Source organism: Microbacterium aquimaris, from assembly GCF_039531285.1.
Lineage (GTDB): Bacteria > Actinomycetota > Actinomycetes > Actinomycetales > Microbacteriaceae > Microbacterium > Microbacterium aquimaris.
Window position 1 is genome coordinate 155,568 of sequence record NZ_BAAAPT010000002.1, and the last position, 15,378, is coordinate 170,945.

A 15,378-nucleotide genomic window follows, 5' to 3' on the forward strand; every position below is an offset into this window, starting at 1 on the left:
GACGAGATCATGTCGACGACACTTCCGCCGCCGACCGAGGAGTCTCGGCTGAGTGAGCACCGGACCTTCGCACCGGATCCGGATTTCGTCGCGCAGGCCAACGTCGGCGCCGACGCCTACGCGGCCGCCGAGGCCGATCCGATCCGCTTCTGGGAGGAGGCGGCACGGCGGTTGGTATGGGAGACCCCATGGTCGACCGCACTGGACTGGAGCCCTCCCGTCCCCGACGAGCGTGGTCGGCTGACGGTTCCCTCGGCGCGCTGGTTCGAGGGCGGGCGCCTCAACGTCGCGGTCAACTGCGTCGACCGTCACGTCGAGGCGGGGCTCGGTGAGAAGGTCGCCCTGCATTTCGAGGGTGAGCCGGGAGACCGGGTTGCGGTCACCTACCGGGACCTGCGGCGTCGTGTCGCGCAAGCCGCGCACGCTCTCGAGCGGTTGGGCATAGAGCCGGGCGACCGTGTCGTGGTCTACCTGCCCGTCCTCATCGAGACGGTCGTCATCGCGTTGGCGTGCGCACGCGTGGGGGCCGTCCACTCGCTGGTGTTCGGCGGGTTCTCCGCAGAAGCGGTCAGGTTCCGCCTCGAAGACACCGGGGCGAAGCTCCTGGTCACCTCCGACGGTCAATGGCGGCGCGGCCGAGCCGTCGAGGTGAAGTCGGCGGCCGACGCCGCCGTCGCGGGCCTGACCGAACTCGAACACGTCCTGGTCGTCCGACGCACCGGACAGGCGGTGCCCTGGAGCCCCGGCCGTGACCGGTGGTGGCACGATGTCGTCGACGCCGCACCCGAGGTGCACCGACCACGGGCATTCGAGGCGGAACATCCGCTGTTCATCATCTATACATCCGGGACCACGGGACGCCCCAAGGGTCTCGTCCACACCTCCGGGGGGTACCTCACGCACGCGAGCTGGGCGCACTGGGCGCACTTCGACGCGAAACCCGACGACATCCACTGGTGCACCGCTGACCTCGCGTGGGTGACCGCGCACACGTACGAGATCTACGGGCCACTGTCGAACGGTCTGACACAGGTGATCTACGAGGGCACACCCGACGCCCCGCACCGGCAGCGACACCTGGAGATCATCGAGCGATACGGCGTCACGGTGTACTACACGGCACCGACTCTCATCCGTACCTTCATGACCTGGTGGGGTGACGAGGTGCCGGCGGGATACGACCTGTCGTCGTTGCGGTTGCTGGGTACGGTCGGCGAAGCCATCAACCCCGAGGCCTGGATGTGGTTCCGCCGCAATCACGGACGGGGCACTCTGCCGATCGTGGACACGTGGTGGCAGTCCGAGACCGGGGCGGCGATGATCGCGCCGCTACCGGGGGCGACGACGCTCACGCCCGGGTCGGCGACCCTGCCCCTGCCCGGCATCGATGCTGCCGTCGTCGACGACGACGGGTTTCCCGTGTCGCCGGGCCGGTCGGGGACGCTCGTGATCCGCCGGCCCTGGCCGGGGATGGCGCGGACGATCTGGCGCTCGCCCGATCGCTACCGCGACTCCTACTGGGCGCGGTTCGCCGGGCACGGCGAGTGGGGCGGCTACTACGTGGCCGGGGACTCCGCGACCGTGGACGCCCGAGGTGAGATCCGCGTGCTCGGGCGGCTCGACGACGTCGTGAACGTCTCCGGCCACCGCCTGTCGACCATCGAGATCGAGTCAGCGCTGGTCGCCCATCCCGCCGTCGGCGAGGCCGGTGTCGCAGGGGTCGAACACCCGGTCACCGGGCATGCGGTCGCCGCGTTCGTGGTCACACGCGCACCCGTCGACGTCGAGACGTTGCGCGCACAGGTCGCACGGGAGATCGGCCCGGTCGCGAAACCCACCCACGTCGTGTTCGTGCCCGATCTACCCAAGACCCGCTCCGGCAAGATCCTGCGTCGTCTGCTGATGCAGGTGTGGCAGGGTGACGTGTTGGGCGACGTGACGGGTTTGCAGAACCCCGCGGCCGTCGACGGCGTGCGCGACGCCGTCGCCCGCTTGCAGGGAGTCACCGAGACGGCGCACACCGCCGAGGACCAGGAGAACGAGTGACCGAGCACCGATTCGGATTCCGCACACGGGCGCTGCACGCCGGCGGTACCCCCGATGCCGCCACGGGAGCCCGCGCCGTGCCGATCTACCACACGAGCTCGTTCGTCTTCGACGACGCCGCCGACGCGGGGAACCTGTTCGCTCTGCAGAAGTACGGCAACATCTACTCCCGCATCGGCAATCCGACCGTGGCCGCGCTCGAAGAACGTATGGCGTCGCTCGAGGGGGGCATCGGTGCGGTGGCGACCGCGAGCGGTATGAGCGCGGAGTTCATCACCTTCGCGGCCCTCGTCGGGGCCGGAGACCACGTCGTGGCATCGTCCCAGTTGTACGGCGGGACGATCACCCAGCTCGATGTCACGCTGCGCCGATTCGGCGTCGAGACGACGTTCGTGGCGTCGTCGGACCCGGCCGACTACGCCGCCGCGATCCGTCCCGAGACCAAGGTCGTCTACACCGAGGCCATCGGAAATCCGGGTGGCGAGATCGCCGACATCGCCGGACTGGCGCAGGTGGCCCACGAGGCGGGTGTCCCGCTCGTGGTCGATGCGACCCTCGCGACGCCCTACCTGTTGCGCCCGATCGAGCACGGTGCCGACATCGTCATCCACTCGGTCACCAAGTTCCTCGGCGGTCATGGAACGGCCCTGGGCGGCGTCGTCGTCGAGGCCGGGACGTTCGACTGGGGCAACGGCACGTTCCCCGCGATGACCGAGCCCGTCGCCTCCTACGGCGGCATCACCTGGTGGGGCAATTTCGGCGAGTACGGGTTCCTGACCAAACTCCGCAGCGAGCAGCTGCGCGACATCGGCCCGTCCCTGAACCCGCAGGCCGCCTTCACCCTGCTGCAGGGGATCGAGACGCTGCCCCAGCGCATGGATGCGCACCTGGCCAACGCCCGGATCGTCGCGGAGTGGCTCGATTCCGACCGGCGCGTGTCGTTCGTCACCTGGGCGGGCCTGGACGGGCACCCGCACGCGGACCGCGCACGGCGATACCTCCCGCTCGGACCGGGCGCGGTCTTCGCCTTCGGCGTCGCTCCGTCGGGGGAGTTCTCCGATGACGTGTCCCGGGAGCACGCGGCGCGGGCCGCGGGGGAGACCTTCATCGACGCGGTCACGCTCGCGTCGCATCTGGCCAATGTGGGGGACGCCCGCACCCTCGTCATCCATCCCGCCTCGACCACCCACCGGCAGCTCACGCCCGAGCAACTCGCCGCGGCCGGTACACCGGCCGACCTCATCCGCATCTCCGTGGGGCTCGAAGACCCCGAGGACATCCTGTGGGATCTCGACCGAGCCCTCACCGAAGCGACCGGAACGACCCGATGACCGACGCCGTCTCCTGTGCCCTGCCCACCGCACGCCCGGCGGTCGACGACCGAACGTGGCGGGGGCCCGACGCACACGAGCGCCATGACATCTTGCGCAGGACCCGCTCCGTCGCGATCGTCGGTGCATCCGACAACCCCGCACGCGCGAGCTACTTCGTCGCCACCTACCTCACCGGCAGCTCGCCGTACGACCTCTACTTCGTCAATCCCCGCGCCGAGACGATCCTCGGGCGTCCCGCGTACGCGTCGCTGGCCGATCTTCCCGTCGTGCCCGACCTCGTCGACGTGTTCCGCCGCCACGACGATCTGCCCGGTGTGGCTGCGGAGGCGGTCGCCGTCGGCGCATCGACGCTGTGGCTGCAGCTGGGATCCTGGAACGAACGGGCCGCGGCGATCGCGGAGGATGCGGGGGTCGCGGTGGTCATGGACCGGTGCCTGAAGATCGAGCACGCCCGGTTCCACGGCGGGCTGCACCTCGCGGGCTTCGACACCGGCGTGATCAGCTCGCAGCGTCGGATCCTCTCGCGCTGAGGGTGCGCGAGGCGTGTGCGCCGCAGGCGAACGCGCTCCGGAGCCGATGTCGGAGGGCCCGCCTACACTTGACGGGTGCCCATCGTCCCTGTCTCACTCACCGGAAAATCCACCGCGCCATCGAGCGACACGCTCCGTGTGCGCGGTGCTCGCGTGCACAATCTGAAGGACGTCGACCTCGACATTCCGCGTGATTCCCTCGTGGTGTTCACGGGGCTGTCGGGATCGGGGAAGTCGAGCCTCGCGTTCGACACGATCTTCGCCGAAGGCCAGCGTCGCTACGTCGAGTCTCTGAGTGCCTACGCCCGGCAGTTCCTCGGTCAGGTGGACCGTCCCGACGTGGACTTCATCGAAGGGCTGAGCCCGGCGGTGTCGATCGACCAGAAGTCGACCAACCGGAACCCGCGCTCGACGGTGGGAACGATCACCGAGATCCATGACTACATGCGCCTGTTGTGGGCCCGCATCGGTGTGCCCCACTGTCCGGAGTGCGGCGAGGTCATCCAGCGGCAGACCGTTCAGCAGATCGCCGATCAACTCATGGAACTGCCCGACCGTACGCGCTATCAGATCGTGGCGCCGGTGGTCACCCAGAAGAAGGGGGAGTTCGTCGACCTCTTCAAAGAGCTCTCGTCGAAGGGGTACGCCCGCGCGGTCGTCGACGGAGAGCTGATCCAGCTGGCCGAGCCGCCGACACTGAAGAAGAGCTACAAGCACGACATCGCCGTCGTCGTGGACCGGCTGGTGTCAAGCCCTGACATCCTGGGCCGCGTGACCGATTCGGTCGAGACCGCGCTGGGACTCGCGGGCGGTGTCATGCAGGTCAACTTCGTCGACGCGGAGGGCGATGACGCGTGGCAGTCCTTCTCGGAGAAGCTGGCCTGCCCCAATGGCCATCCGTTGCAGCTGACCGAGATCGAACCGCGCACCTTCTCCTTCAACGCGCCGTTCGGCGCGTGTCCGGCCTGCTCGGGCCTGGGAACACGCATGTCGGTGGATGTCGAACTCATGCTCGGTGACGAGGAGCTCTCGATCCGCGAGGGCGTGATCATCCCGTGGACCACACAGGGGAAGGGACTGTTCCAGTACTACGAACGGCTCCTCGAGGGCCTCTCGCGAGATCTCGGCTTCTCACTGGACACCCCGTGGAAGAGACTGCCGCAGGCCGTTCGAGACGCGGTCCTGCACGGCGAGAACTACAAGGTGACGGTCAAGTGGAAGAACCGCTACGGCCGGGAGATGCGCTACTCATCGGGGTTCGAAGGTGTCGTGCCCTACATCGAGCGCCAGTACCTCCAGGCGGAGTCGGACACGCAGCGTCAGCGCTGGTCGGAGTACCTGCGCGAGGTCCCCTGCCCGGTGTGCGACGGGGCACGTTTGAAGCCCGAGGTCCTCGCCGTCCGCGTGCACGGACACTCCATCGCCGAGGCGTCACGGTTGAGCCTCGCCGAGGCACAGCGGTTCTTCGCGGAGATGACCCTCACCGAGCGGGAGGCGAAGATCGCCGCGCAGGTGCTGCGTGAGATCAGGGCCAGGCTCGACTTCCTCATCCAGGTCGGCCTGACCTACCTCAATCTCAGCCGTTCCGCCGGCTCCCTCTCCGGCGGCGAGGCGCAGCGCATCCGATTGGCCACGCAGATCGGTTCCGGGCTGACCGGCGTGCTGTACGTTCTCGACGAACCGTCGATCGGTCTGCATCAGCGCGACAACCGACGTCTCATCGAGACCCTCGTGACGCTGCGCGACCTCGGCAACACGCTCATCGTGGTCGAGCATGACGAAGAGACGATCCATGCCGCCGATTGGATCGTCGACATCGGCCCGCGCGCCGGGGTCGACGGGGGTGAGGTGGTGCATTCGGGGCCGCTGGCGGAGTTGCTGTCGGACCCGACGTCGATCACGGGTGACTATCTCGCGCGTCGACGGGAGATCCCCACCCCCCAGACGCGACGCAAGCGAGACCGCAAGCGCCAGATCTCGGTCGTGGGTGCACGCGAGAACAATCTCCGCAACGTCACGGTCGACTTCCCCCTCGGCGTGCTCACCGCCGTCACGGGCGTGAGCGGCTCGGGGAAGTCTTCGCTCGTGAACGACATCCTGTACCGGGTGCTCGCGCAGCGCCTGAACGGCGCCCGCAATGTGCCGGGCAAGCACACGCGGGTCACCGGACTCGACAACCTCGACAAGGTCGTACACGTCGACCAGGCGCCGATCGGACGCACGCCACGCTCGAACCCCGCGACGTACACGGGGGTCTTCGACCGCATCCGCGGCCTGTTCAGCGAGACCCCGGAGGCCAAGGCACGCGGCTATCAGCCGGGTCGGTTCAGCTTCAACGTCAAGGGCGGCCGCTGTGAGGCGTGCTCGGGCGACGGCACCATCAAGATCGAGATGAACTTCCTCCCGGACGTGTACGTCGACTGCGAGGTGTGCCACGGGAAGCGGTACAACCGAGACACGCTCTCGGTGCACTACAAGGGCAAGAACATCGCCGAGGTGCTCGAGATGCCGATCTCGGAGGCTGCCGAGTTCTTCGAGCCGATCCAGGCGATCCACCGCTATCTGAAGACCCTGGTCGACGTGGGGCTCGGTTATGTGCGACTCGGTCAATCCGCGACGACACTCTCCGGCGGTGAGGCGCAGCGCGTCAAGCTGGCCACCGAGCTGCAGCGCCGATCGAACGGTCGGAGCATCTACGTGCTCGACGAGCCCACCACAGGTCTCCACTTCGAAGACGTGCGACGACTCCTCGAGGTCCTCAACGGGCTGGTCGACAAGGGCAACTCGGTGATCGTCATCGAGCACAACCTCGACGTGATCAAGTCGGCGGACTGGATCATCGACCTCGGTCCCGAGGGCGGGTCCGGCGGCGGGACGCTCGTGGCGACGGGGACACCGGAGCAGGTCGCGCGCGTCGAGGAGAGCCACACCGGCACCTTCCTCGCCGAGGTGCTCTTCCCGGCCGAGCGCGCCGAGGCGCGCAAGGCCGGCTGACCCCGATGTCGTCGCTTCCCTACAAGCCCAAGCCGGGGGAGATCCCCACCGACCCGGGCGTGTACCGCTTCCGCGATGCGGAGGGACGCGTGCTCTACGTGGGGAAGGCGAAGAACCTCCGTTCCCGACTGTCGAACTACTTCGCGCCGCCGCACACGCTGCACGAGCGGACACGTCGCATGGTGATGACCGCGGCCTCGGTGGAGTGGACCGTCGTCGCGACGGATGTCGACTCCCTGCAGCTGGAGTACATGTGGATCAAGGAGTTCGATCCGCCGTTCAACGTCAAGTACCGCGACGACAAGTCCTACCCCTTCATGGCGATCACACTCGGCGACGAAGCTCCGCGCGTCCTGGTCACCCGCAACAGGCGCATCAAAGGTGCGAAGTACTTCGGTCCGTATCCGAAGGTGTGGGCGGTGCACGACACGATCGACCAGATGATCAAGGTCTTCCCGATCCGCACGTGCAGCGACTCCAGCTACAAGAAGGCGATGGCGACCGGCCGGCCGTGTTTCCCGGGCCAGATCGGTCGGTGCGGGGGCCCGTGCTCGATGCGGGTGAGCGTCGAAGAGCATCGGGCGATCGTGCAGGACTTCGTCGCCTTCATGGCCGGGGGAGACCAGCGCTTCGCGCGGGAGCTCACCGCGCGCATGCGCGAAGCGTCGGCGGCGATGGACTACGAGGCCGCGGCGGTCTATCGCGATCAGCTGTCGGCGATCGAGGCGGTTCTCAACAGGAGTGCGCTCGTGCTCGGCGAAGACACCGACGCCGACCTGTTCGGAATCGACGAGGACGAGCTCGCCGCTACCGTGCAGCACTTCGTCGTGCGTGGCGGGCGGGTGCGCGGCGTGCACGCCACCACGATCGAGAAGGAGCTCGACATTTCGGGGGCCGACCTGGTCGAGCAGGTCCTCCAGCGCACCTACGGTGAGGCGGCCGGCGCCGACATCCCTCGGCAGGTGTTGGTCCCGTCGCTGCCCGAGGACGCGGCCGAGCTGGAGCAGTGGTTGCGTGATCGGCGTGGCCGCCCGGTGTCGCTGCAGGTCGCGCGGCGCGGCCGCAAGGCGGAGCTGTTGGCCACGGCGACGGTCAACGCCCAGCAGGCCCTCAACCTCCACAAGACCCGTCGCACCAGCGACTACGTCTCCCGATCGCAGGCGCTGACCGATCTGCAGGAGGCACTCGGGTTGGGCGAGGCGCCGCTGCGCATCGAGTGCTACGACGTGTCGCATCTGGCCGGCACGAACGTCGTGGCGTCGATGGTGGTCTTCGAAGACGGACTTCCCCGCAAGGATCTGTACCGATCGTTCGGGATCGCGGAGACGACCGACGACACCGACTCGCTGCGTCAGGTCCTGCGACGCCGTCTCGCCTATCTCGACCAGCCGGACGAGGATCCGGGGACGGTTTCGAACCCGGTCGCGGACGGCGAGGTCGTGACCGAGAGGAAGCGACCCCGGTTCGCCTACCGCCCGCAGTTGCTCGTCGTGGACGGGGGGCGGCCGCAGGTCGAGGCCGCGGCACGGGCCCTCGCGGAGGCGGGACATTCGGAGGTCGCGCTGTGCGGAATCGCCAAGCGGCTCGAAGAGGTGTGGCTGCCGGGCGAAGAGTACCCCGTGATCCTTCCCCGCACCTCCGAGGCGCTCTACCTGCTGCAGCGTCTCCGCGATGAAGCGCACCGCTTCGCGATCACCCACCAGCGCAAGCGGCGCCGCCGCGACATCCAGTCGGTATTGGCGGAGGTTCCCGGGCTCGGGGCGGCCCGGATCAAGGCCCTGTTGCGGCACTTCGGGTCGGTCGCGGCGCTCAAAGACGCCACCCCCGAGCAGATCGAGGAGCTCCCGGGTATCGGCCCCAAACTCGCCGCGTCGATCCACGCGCATCTGGCGGCTCGATAGGCTGGGGACGATGACGGGAGAGCGCAATGGCTGAAGACGACCAGGCCCCCGTGGTCGGCGAGATGCTCATCGTGACGGGTATGTCCGGCGCCGGCAGGTCCACGGCGGCGAATGCGCTCGAGGATCTCGGCTGGTACGTGGTCGACAACCTGCCCCCGCAGATGCTCAAACCGCTCCTGGACCTCACCGAACTCGCCGCGGGGAACCTGCCCCGCGTCGCGGTCGTCGTCGACGTCCGCGGGCGCGGACTGTTCTCCGAGCTGCCCGAGGCGATGAGGGCGCTGCGGGCGCGGCGCCCCATCCGGGTGCTGTTCCTGGACGCCTCCGACACCGTCCTGGTGCGACGGTTCGAGGCCGTGCGTCGACCGCACCCCCTCCAGGGCGACGGGACGATCGTGGACGGGATCCGGGCCGAGCGTGCGAGGCTGGCGCCGGTGCGCGAAGATGCGGACGTCATCGTCGACACGTCGGCGATGAACATCCACCAGCTCGCCACGCGCGTGGGCGAGCTGTTCGCCGAGCAGGGGGCGGCGCGTCACACGCTGACGATCATGAGTTTCGGGTTCAAGTACGGCCTTCCCCCGGATGCCGACGTGGTGGCCGACATGCGCTTCCTGCCCAACCCGTACTGGAACGAAGATCTACGATCCCTTACCGGCGAGGACGACGCCGTGCGAGAGGTCGTGCTCGCGGCACCGGGCGCGAGGGAGTTCATCGACTCCTACTCGGCGGCGCTGGCGCCGGTGTTGGAGGGATATCAGCGTGAGAACAAGCGGCACTCGGTGATCGCCGTCGGATGCACCGGGGGAAAGCACCGCTCCGTCGCGACGGCACGGGAGCTGGCGGCCAGACTGTCCGGCACCCCCGGGGTCGCCGTCCGGCTGACACATCGCGACCTCGGTCGCGAGTAGGCTGGAAGATCGTTCCACCCGAGAAAGACCGAGGAGACACGTGTCGCTGACTGCCGACGTGAAGGCCGAACTCGTCGCCGTACGAGACCCGCGACCGACGGCCCGCGTGGCCGAGTTGACATCGTTGCTCCGCTTCTCCGGCGGACTGCACTCGATCGCCAACCGGGTGGCCGTCGAAGCCGAGCTGGACTCGGATGTCCTCGCCCGCCGGGTGGCGCGCGAGTTGATGGAGCTCTACGGTGTACGACCCGAGCTCGCGCACGTGCAGAGTTCCGCGGGACGCGCCGGCGGTCACGTCGCGGTCCGGGTGATCGAGGGCGGCGAGACCCTCGCCCGCCAGACCGGCCTGCTCGACCAGCGGCGTCGCCCGGTCCGCGGCTTGCCCAACAAACTGACCACGGGGAATCGCGAGGATCTGTCCGCGGTCTGGCGCGGCGCGTTCCTGGCCTCGGGGTCGTTGAGCGAGCCCGGTCGCTCCGCATCGCTCGAGGTCGCGTGCCCGTCCTCGGAAGCGGCCATGGCGCTGGTGGGCGCCGCCCACCGCCTGAGCATCCCGGCGAAGGCGCGCGAGGTGCGGGGCATCCCCCGCGTGGTGGTCCGCGAGGGGGAGGCCATCCGGCTGACGCTCGCGCACATGGGTGCGACCAAGGCCGCGGCCGACTGGGACCAGATGCGCCAGCGGCGTGAGGTGCGGGCGGGCGTGAACAGGCTCGTCAACTTCGACGACGCGAACCTCCGGCGATCCGCACAGGCCGCCGTCGCCGCGTGCGCCCGTGTCGAGCGGGCCCTGGAGATCCTCGGCGACGAGGTCCCGGACCACCTCAGGCAAGCGGGGGAGCTCCGTTTGTCCCACCGTGACGCCAGTCTGGACGAACTCGGCCACCACGCCGATCCGCCGATGACCAAGGACGCCGTGGCCGGCCGCATCCGCCGCTTGTTGGCGATGGCCGACAAGAAGGCGGAATCCGAGGGGATACCCGGCACCGAGTCGGCCGTACCGGCCGGAGTGGACGACTGACTTCCGGCTCACACCTCGCGCGAGGGATGCAACCCCCTCATCGCGCCCTTTACCGTCAGTAGGATGAACACGTCACCCTCGCCGCGCCGGGGTCCTCGGCGCGACGCCGATAGGAAGTAGAGAACATGGCGAAATACACCTTGCCCGACCTCCCCTACGATTACGCCGCGCTCGAGCCGCACATCAGCGGCAAGATCATGCAGCTGCACCACGACAAGCACCACCAGGCGTACGTGACCGGCGCCAACACCGCGCTGGACAAGCTCGCCGAGGCCCGCGAGTCGGGCGATCTGGGCGGCGTCAACAAGCTCGAGAAGGACCTCGCGTTCAACCTCGGCGGCCACGTGAACCACTCGATCTTCTGGACCAACCTCTCGCCCGAGGGTGGCGGCCGCCCCGAGGGCAACGAGCTCGCCGCGGCCATCGACGAGTTCTTCGGCGGCTTCGAGAAGTTCCAAGCGCACTTCACCGCCGCTGCGACCGGTATCCAGGGGTCCGGCTGGGCCGTCCTGAGCTGGGACCCGATCGGTGAGCAGCTCATCATCCAGCAGCTGTTCGACCAGCAGGCGAACACCGCGATGGGAACCGTCCCGATCTTCCAGCTGGACATGTGGGAGCACGCCTTCTACCTGGACTACCTCAACGTCAAGGCCGACTACGTCAAGGCGGTCTGGAACATCGCAGACTGGCAGAACGTCGCACAGCGCTTCGATGCCGCCCGTGAGAAGACCTCGGGCCTGCTGGTACTGTCATAGCGAGCGCGGGTGTCCCGGCGGGAACGCTCGCCGGGACGCCGCCGTCCGTTTGAATCGCAACAATCGCGCACCCGCGCACGACACCTCAGGAGCGACTCCGTGACTGTCAAGATCGGTATCAACGGCTTCGGCCGCATTGGACGTAATTTCCTCCGCGCTGCACTCGAGCAGGGCGCTGACCTCGAGATCGTCGCGGTGAATGACCTCACCGACAACAAGACGCTCGCCCACCTCCTCAAGTACGACTCCGTCGGCGGACGCCTCGCCGAAGAGGTCTCCTTCGACGGCGACTCGATCACCGTCGGTGGCAAGAGCATCAAGGTGTTCGAAGAGCGCGACCCGGCCAACCTCCCCTGGGGTGACCTGGGCGTGGACATCGTCATCGAGTCCACCGGTCGCTTCACCAAGGCGGCGGACGCCTCCAAGCACATCCAGGGTGGGGCCAAGAAGGTCCTCATCTCGGCCCCCGGCACCGATGTCGACGGCACGTTCGTCATGGGCGTGAACGACTCCGAGTACGATCCCGAGACGATGCACGTGATCTCGAACGCGTCGTGCACGACGAACTGCCTGGCGCCGCTGGCGAAGGTGTTCAACGACAACTTCGGCATCGAGCGCGGCTTCATGATGACCGCCCACGCCTACACCGCCGATCAGAACCTCCAGGACGGCCCGCACGGCGACCTGCACCGCGCCCGCGCCGCAGCGCTGAACATCGTTCCCGCCTCGACCGGTGCGGCCAAGGCCATCGGCCTGGTCCTGCCCGAGCTGAACGGCAAGCTCAGCGGATCCTCCTACCGGGTGCCGATCCCCACCGGCTCGATCGTGGACCTGACACTGGTGACCCCGACCGAGGGGCTGACCAAGGAGACCATCAACGCCGCCTACGAGAAGGCCGCCGCCGAGGGTGAGCTCGCCGGCTACCTCGCGTACAACGCCGACGCGATCGTCTCCACCGACATCGTCCACGACCCGCACTCGTCGATCTTCGACGCGGGTCTGACGAACGTCAGCGGCAACCTCGTCAAGGTGTCGTCGTGGTACGACAACGAGTGGGGTTACTCCAACCGCCTGGTCGACCTGACCGAACTCGTCGCGTCGAAGCTCTGAGTCAGACCATGGCACTGCGCACCCTCGATTCCCTGGGGTCGCTCGCAGGCAAGCGCGTCATCGTCCGTTGTGACCTCAACGTCCCCCTGAAGGACGGGGTCATCACGGACGATGGCCGTGTGCGGGCCTCCTTGCCCACGCTCAACGCACTGATCAACCAGGGCGCGAAGGTGGTCGTCTGTTCCCACCTCGGTCGACCCGGGGGTGAGCCCAACCCGGCCTACAGCCTCGAGCCGGTCGCGCAGCGGCTGTCGGAGTTGCTCGGTCAGCCGGTCGCGTTCGCGCGCGACACCGTCGGGGAATCCGCCCACGATGCGGTCTCCTCGCTCGAGGACGGAGACGTGGCCGTCATCGAGAACCTGCGTTTCAACGCGGGCGAGACGGCGAAGGACGATGCCGAGCGTGCGGCCTTCGCCGCGCGACTGGCCGAGCTCGGCGACGCGCTCGTCTCGGACGGCTTCGGTGTGGTCCACCGCAAGCAGGCGAGCGTCTACGACTTGGCCGAACTGCTTCCCTCCGCGGCCGGTCTCCTCATCGCCAAAGAGCTCGAGGTCCTGGATCGCCTCACCGAGAATCCCCAGCGTCCGTACTCGGTCGTGCTCGGTGGGTCGAAAGTCAGCGACAAGCTGGGCGTGATCGAACACCTGCTCCCACGCGTGGACCGGTTGCTCGTCGGCGGCGGAATGATGTTCACCTTCCTGGCGGCCGAAGGCCACCAGGTCGGCTCGAGCCTTCTCGAAGAGGATCAGCTCGATACGGTCCGCGGCTACATCGCCGCTGCGAAGGAGCGCGGTGTCGAACTGGTCCTGCCGGTCGACGTCGTCGTGGCGTCGGCGTTCTCCGCCGACGCCGATCACGTGGTCGCGGGCGCGGACGCGCTGGAGGACACGCCGTTCGGCGCTTCCGGTCTCGGCCTGGACATCGGGCCGCGCACCGCGGAGGAGTTCGCCGCGCGTATCGGTGACAGCCGTACGGTGTTCTGGAACGGGCCCATGGGCGTGTTCGAGATGCCGGCGTTCGAGTCGGGCACCCGCGCGGTCGCCGGTGCACTCGCGAAGGTCGACGGTCTCGGTGTCGTCGGCGGCGGCGACTCCGCCGCCGCGGTTCGTCAGCTCGGTTTCGCGGACGACGACTTCGGGCACATCTCGACCGGCGGCGGCGCGAGCCTGGAATTCCTGGAAGGCAAGAAGCTCCCCGGACTGGAGGTCCTCGGATGGCAGCAGTGAACGCGAACGGCGCCCGTACGCCGCTCATCGCCGGTAACTGGAAGATGAATCTCGACCACCTGCAGGCGGTGGCGTTCGTGCAGAAGTTGCACTGGACGCTCAAGGACGCCAAGCACGACGAGGACAGTGTGGAGGTGGCGGTCTTCCCGCCGTTCACGGATCTGCGTACCGTGCAGACGCTCCTCGACGCCGACAAGATCCCGTTCGCGCTCGGCGGGCAGGACCTGTCGACGAAGGACTCCGGTGCCTACACCGGGGAGATCTCCGGCGCCTTCCTGAGCAAGCTCGACTGCGGATACGTCATCATCGGACACTCCGAGCGCCGTGAATACCACGCGGAGACGGACGAGATCGTCGCGGCCAAGGTGCAGGCGGCATTGCGGCACGGGCTGGTGCCGGTGATCTGCGTCGGCGAGACGGCGGAGGATCTGGACAAGCACGGAGCGAGCGCGGTTCCCGTATCGCAGTTGAAGGCGGCTCTGGAGAACGTGCCTGCATCCGCCGAGGTCGTGGTCGCCTACGAGCCGGTCTGGGCCATCGGTTCCGGCCAGGCGGCGACCGCGGAGCAGGCGCAGGACGTGTGCGCGAAACTCCGTGACGTCCTCGCCGCCGAACTCGACGCCGATGCGGCCGCCCGCACGAGAATTCTCTACGGCGGCTCGGTGAAGGCGGCGAACATCGCCGGTTTCATGCGGCAGCCCGATGTCGACGGCGCACTCGTCGGCGGGGCCAGCCTCCTGATCGACGAGTTCTCGTCGATCATCCGATACCAGAAGCACGTCGGGGTATGACCGACACGCCCCGGCCGCCGCACGGCGGCCGGGGCGTCGCTTTGCGTATACTGATCCCTTGTGCGATCCGTCGCGGTCGACGAAAGGTGTAGTGATCCCGTGGAAGTCCTCGAGTTCGTCCTGCAGGTGCTGCTGGGTGTCACCAGCCTCCTGCTGACCCTCCTCATCCTTCTCCACAAAGGTCGCGGCGGTGGCCTGTCCGACATGTTCGGTGGCGGTATGACCTCCGCGCTGGGTTCCTCGGGCCTTGCGGAGCGCAACCTCAACCGCTTCACGGTCGTGTTGGCGTTGGCGTGGTTCGTGTCCATCGTGGCGCTCGGCCTCATCACCAAGTTCCAGGCCTTCTGATGGCCACGGGAGGAAATGCCATCCGCGGCACGCGTGTGGGCGCCGGGCCGATGGGCGAGCAGGACCACGGCTATCACGCCGACCGGATCGCGGTGTCTTACTGGGACGCGCTCGGCAATGAGACCGTCCGCTATTTCGTCGCCGACATCGACCCGGACGAGATCCCCGACGTCATCGACTCACCGCACTCGGGGCTTCCTGCCGGCCGAGACAAGCAGAACCCGCCCGCCGTCGCCAAGACCGAGCCGTACAAGACCCACTTGGCCTACGTGAAGGAGCGGCGCTCCGACGACGAGGCCGCCCAGCTTCTCGACGACGCCCTGCAGCAGCTTCGCGATCGCCGCGGACAGTCCTGAGACGTCGCATCACGCGGAAGAGCCGGCCCTTCGGGGCCGGCTCTTCCGCGTGATGCGA

General features: G+C 68.1%; 13 protein-coding genes. All 13 read left to right on the forward strand.

Annotation, left to right across the window (positions count from 1 at the left end; genetic code table 11):
- Positions 1-9 precede the first annotated feature (9 nt).
- Entirely contained in the window at positions 10-2,046 is a 2,037-nt protein-coding gene (gene acs, locus ABD204_RS10250; protein WP_194424958.1) for an acetate--CoA ligase, read from the forward strand.
- Entirely contained in the window at positions 2,043-3,377 is a 1,335-nt protein-coding gene (locus ABD204_RS10255; RefSeq protein ID WP_194424957.1) for an O-acetylhomoserine aminocarboxypropyltransferase/cysteine synthase family protein, read from the forward strand. Before acs ends, ABD204_RS10255 begins: the two co-directional genes overlap by 4 nt.
- Entirely contained in the window at positions 3,374-3,910 is a 537-nt protein-coding gene (locus ABD204_RS10260) for a CoA-binding protein (RefSeq protein ID WP_194424956.1), read from the forward strand. Before ABD204_RS10255 ends, ABD204_RS10260 begins: the two co-directional genes overlap by 4 nt.
- 75 nt (positions 3,911-3,985) lie before the next feature.
- On the forward strand, positions 3,986-6,904 hold the full coding sequence (gene uvrA / locus ABD204_RS10265) for an excinuclease ABC subunit UvrA (protein WP_194424955.1): 2,919 nt from the start codon (positions 3,986-3,988) through the stop codon (positions 6,902-6,904).
- 5 nt (positions 6,905-6,909) lie between these two features.
- On the forward strand, positions 6,910-8,805 hold the full coding sequence (gene uvrC / locus ABD204_RS10270; protein WP_194424954.1) for an excinuclease ABC subunit UvrC: 1,896 nt from the start codon (positions 6,910-6,912) through the stop codon (positions 8,803-8,805).
- Positions 8,806-8,831: 26 nt separating this feature from the next.
- Positions 8,832-9,716, forward strand: coding sequence for an RNase adapter RapZ (gene rapZ / locus ABD204_RS10275; protein WP_194424953.1), 885 nt, complete (start codon positions 8,832-8,834; stop codon positions 9,714-9,716).
- A 40-nt stretch (positions 9,717-9,756) separates the two neighbouring features.
- Positions 9,757-10,734 (forward strand): DNA-binding protein WhiA, encoded by a 978-nt coding sequence (whiA, locus tag ABD204_RS10280; RefSeq protein ID WP_194424952.1) that lies wholly within the window; start codon positions 9,757-9,759, stop codon positions 10,732-10,734.
- A 125-nt stretch (positions 10,735-10,859) separates the two neighbouring features.
- Positions 10,860-11,489 (forward strand): superoxide dismutase, encoded by a 630-nt coding sequence (locus ABD204_RS10285; RefSeq protein WP_194424951.1) that lies wholly within the window; start codon positions 10,860-10,862, stop codon positions 11,487-11,489.
- Between the two features lie 99 nt (positions 11,490-11,588).
- Positions 11,589-12,599, forward strand: a complete 1,011-nt coding sequence (gene gap, locus ABD204_RS10290; RefSeq protein ID WP_194424950.1) for a type I glyceraldehyde-3-phosphate dehydrogenase — start codon at positions 11,589-11,591, stop codon at positions 12,597-12,599.
- A gap of 8 nt (positions 12,600-12,607) precedes the next feature.
- Positions 12,608-13,825 carry a phosphoglycerate kinase gene (locus ABD204_RS10295; protein WP_194424949.1) on the forward strand — a complete coding sequence of 406 codons (1,218 nt, stop codon included), beginning with the start codon at positions 12,608-12,610 and terminating at the stop codon, positions 13,823-13,825.
- Positions 13,813-14,616, forward strand: coding sequence for a triose-phosphate isomerase (gene tpiA, locus ABD204_RS10300; protein ID WP_206697391.1), 804 nt, complete (start codon positions 13,813-13,815; stop codon positions 14,614-14,616). Before ABD204_RS10295 ends, tpiA begins: the two co-directional genes overlap by 13 nt.
- Before the next feature lie 99 nt (positions 14,617-14,715).
- The gene (gene secG / locus ABD204_RS10305; protein ID WP_194424948.1) at positions 14,716-14,964 is read left to right on the forward strand and encodes a preprotein translocase subunit SecG; all 249 of its coding nucleotides are present in this window, start codon (positions 14,716-14,718) and stop codon (positions 14,962-14,964) included.
- Entirely contained in the window at positions 14,964-15,320 is a 357-nt protein-coding gene (locus tag ABD204_RS10310; RefSeq protein WP_194424947.1) for an RNA polymerase-binding protein RbpA, read from the forward strand. Before secG ends, ABD204_RS10310 begins: the two co-directional genes overlap by 1 nt.
- Positions 15,321-15,378 lie beyond the last annotated feature (58 nt).

Excerpts from the sequence above, each read along its gene's own strand:
- acs (WP_194424958.1), top strand. The coding sequence starts at position 10 with ATGTCGACGACACTTCCGCCGCCGACCGAGGAGTCTCGGCTGAGTGAG.
- ABD204_RS10260 (WP_194424956.1), top strand. The coding sequence starts at position 3,374 with ATGACCGACGCCGTCTCCTGTGCCCTGCCCACCGCACGCCCGGCGGTC.
- uvrC (WP_194424954.1), top strand. The coding sequence starts at position 6,910 with ATGTCGTCGCTTCCCTACAAGCCCAAGCCGGGGGAGATCCCCACCGAC.
- rapZ (WP_194424953.1), top strand. The coding sequence starts at position 8,832 with ATGGCTGAAGACGACCAGGCCCCCGTGGTCGGCGAGATGCTCATCGTG.
- ABD204_RS10285 (WP_194424951.1), top strand. The coding sequence starts at position 10,860 with ATGGCGAAATACACCTTGCCCGACCTCCCCTACGATTACGCCGCGCTC.
- ABD204_RS10295 (WP_194424949.1), top strand. The coding sequence starts at position 12,608 with ATGGCACTGCGCACCCTCGATTCCCTGGGGTCGCTCGCAGGCAAGCGC.
- tpiA (WP_206697391.1), top strand. The coding sequence starts at position 13,813 with ATGGCAGCAGTGAACGCGAACGGCGCCCGTACGCCGCTCATCGCCGGT.
- ABD204_RS10310 (WP_194424947.1), top strand. The coding sequence starts at position 14,964 with ATGGCCACGGGAGGAAATGCCATCCGCGGCACGCGTGTGGGCGCCGGG.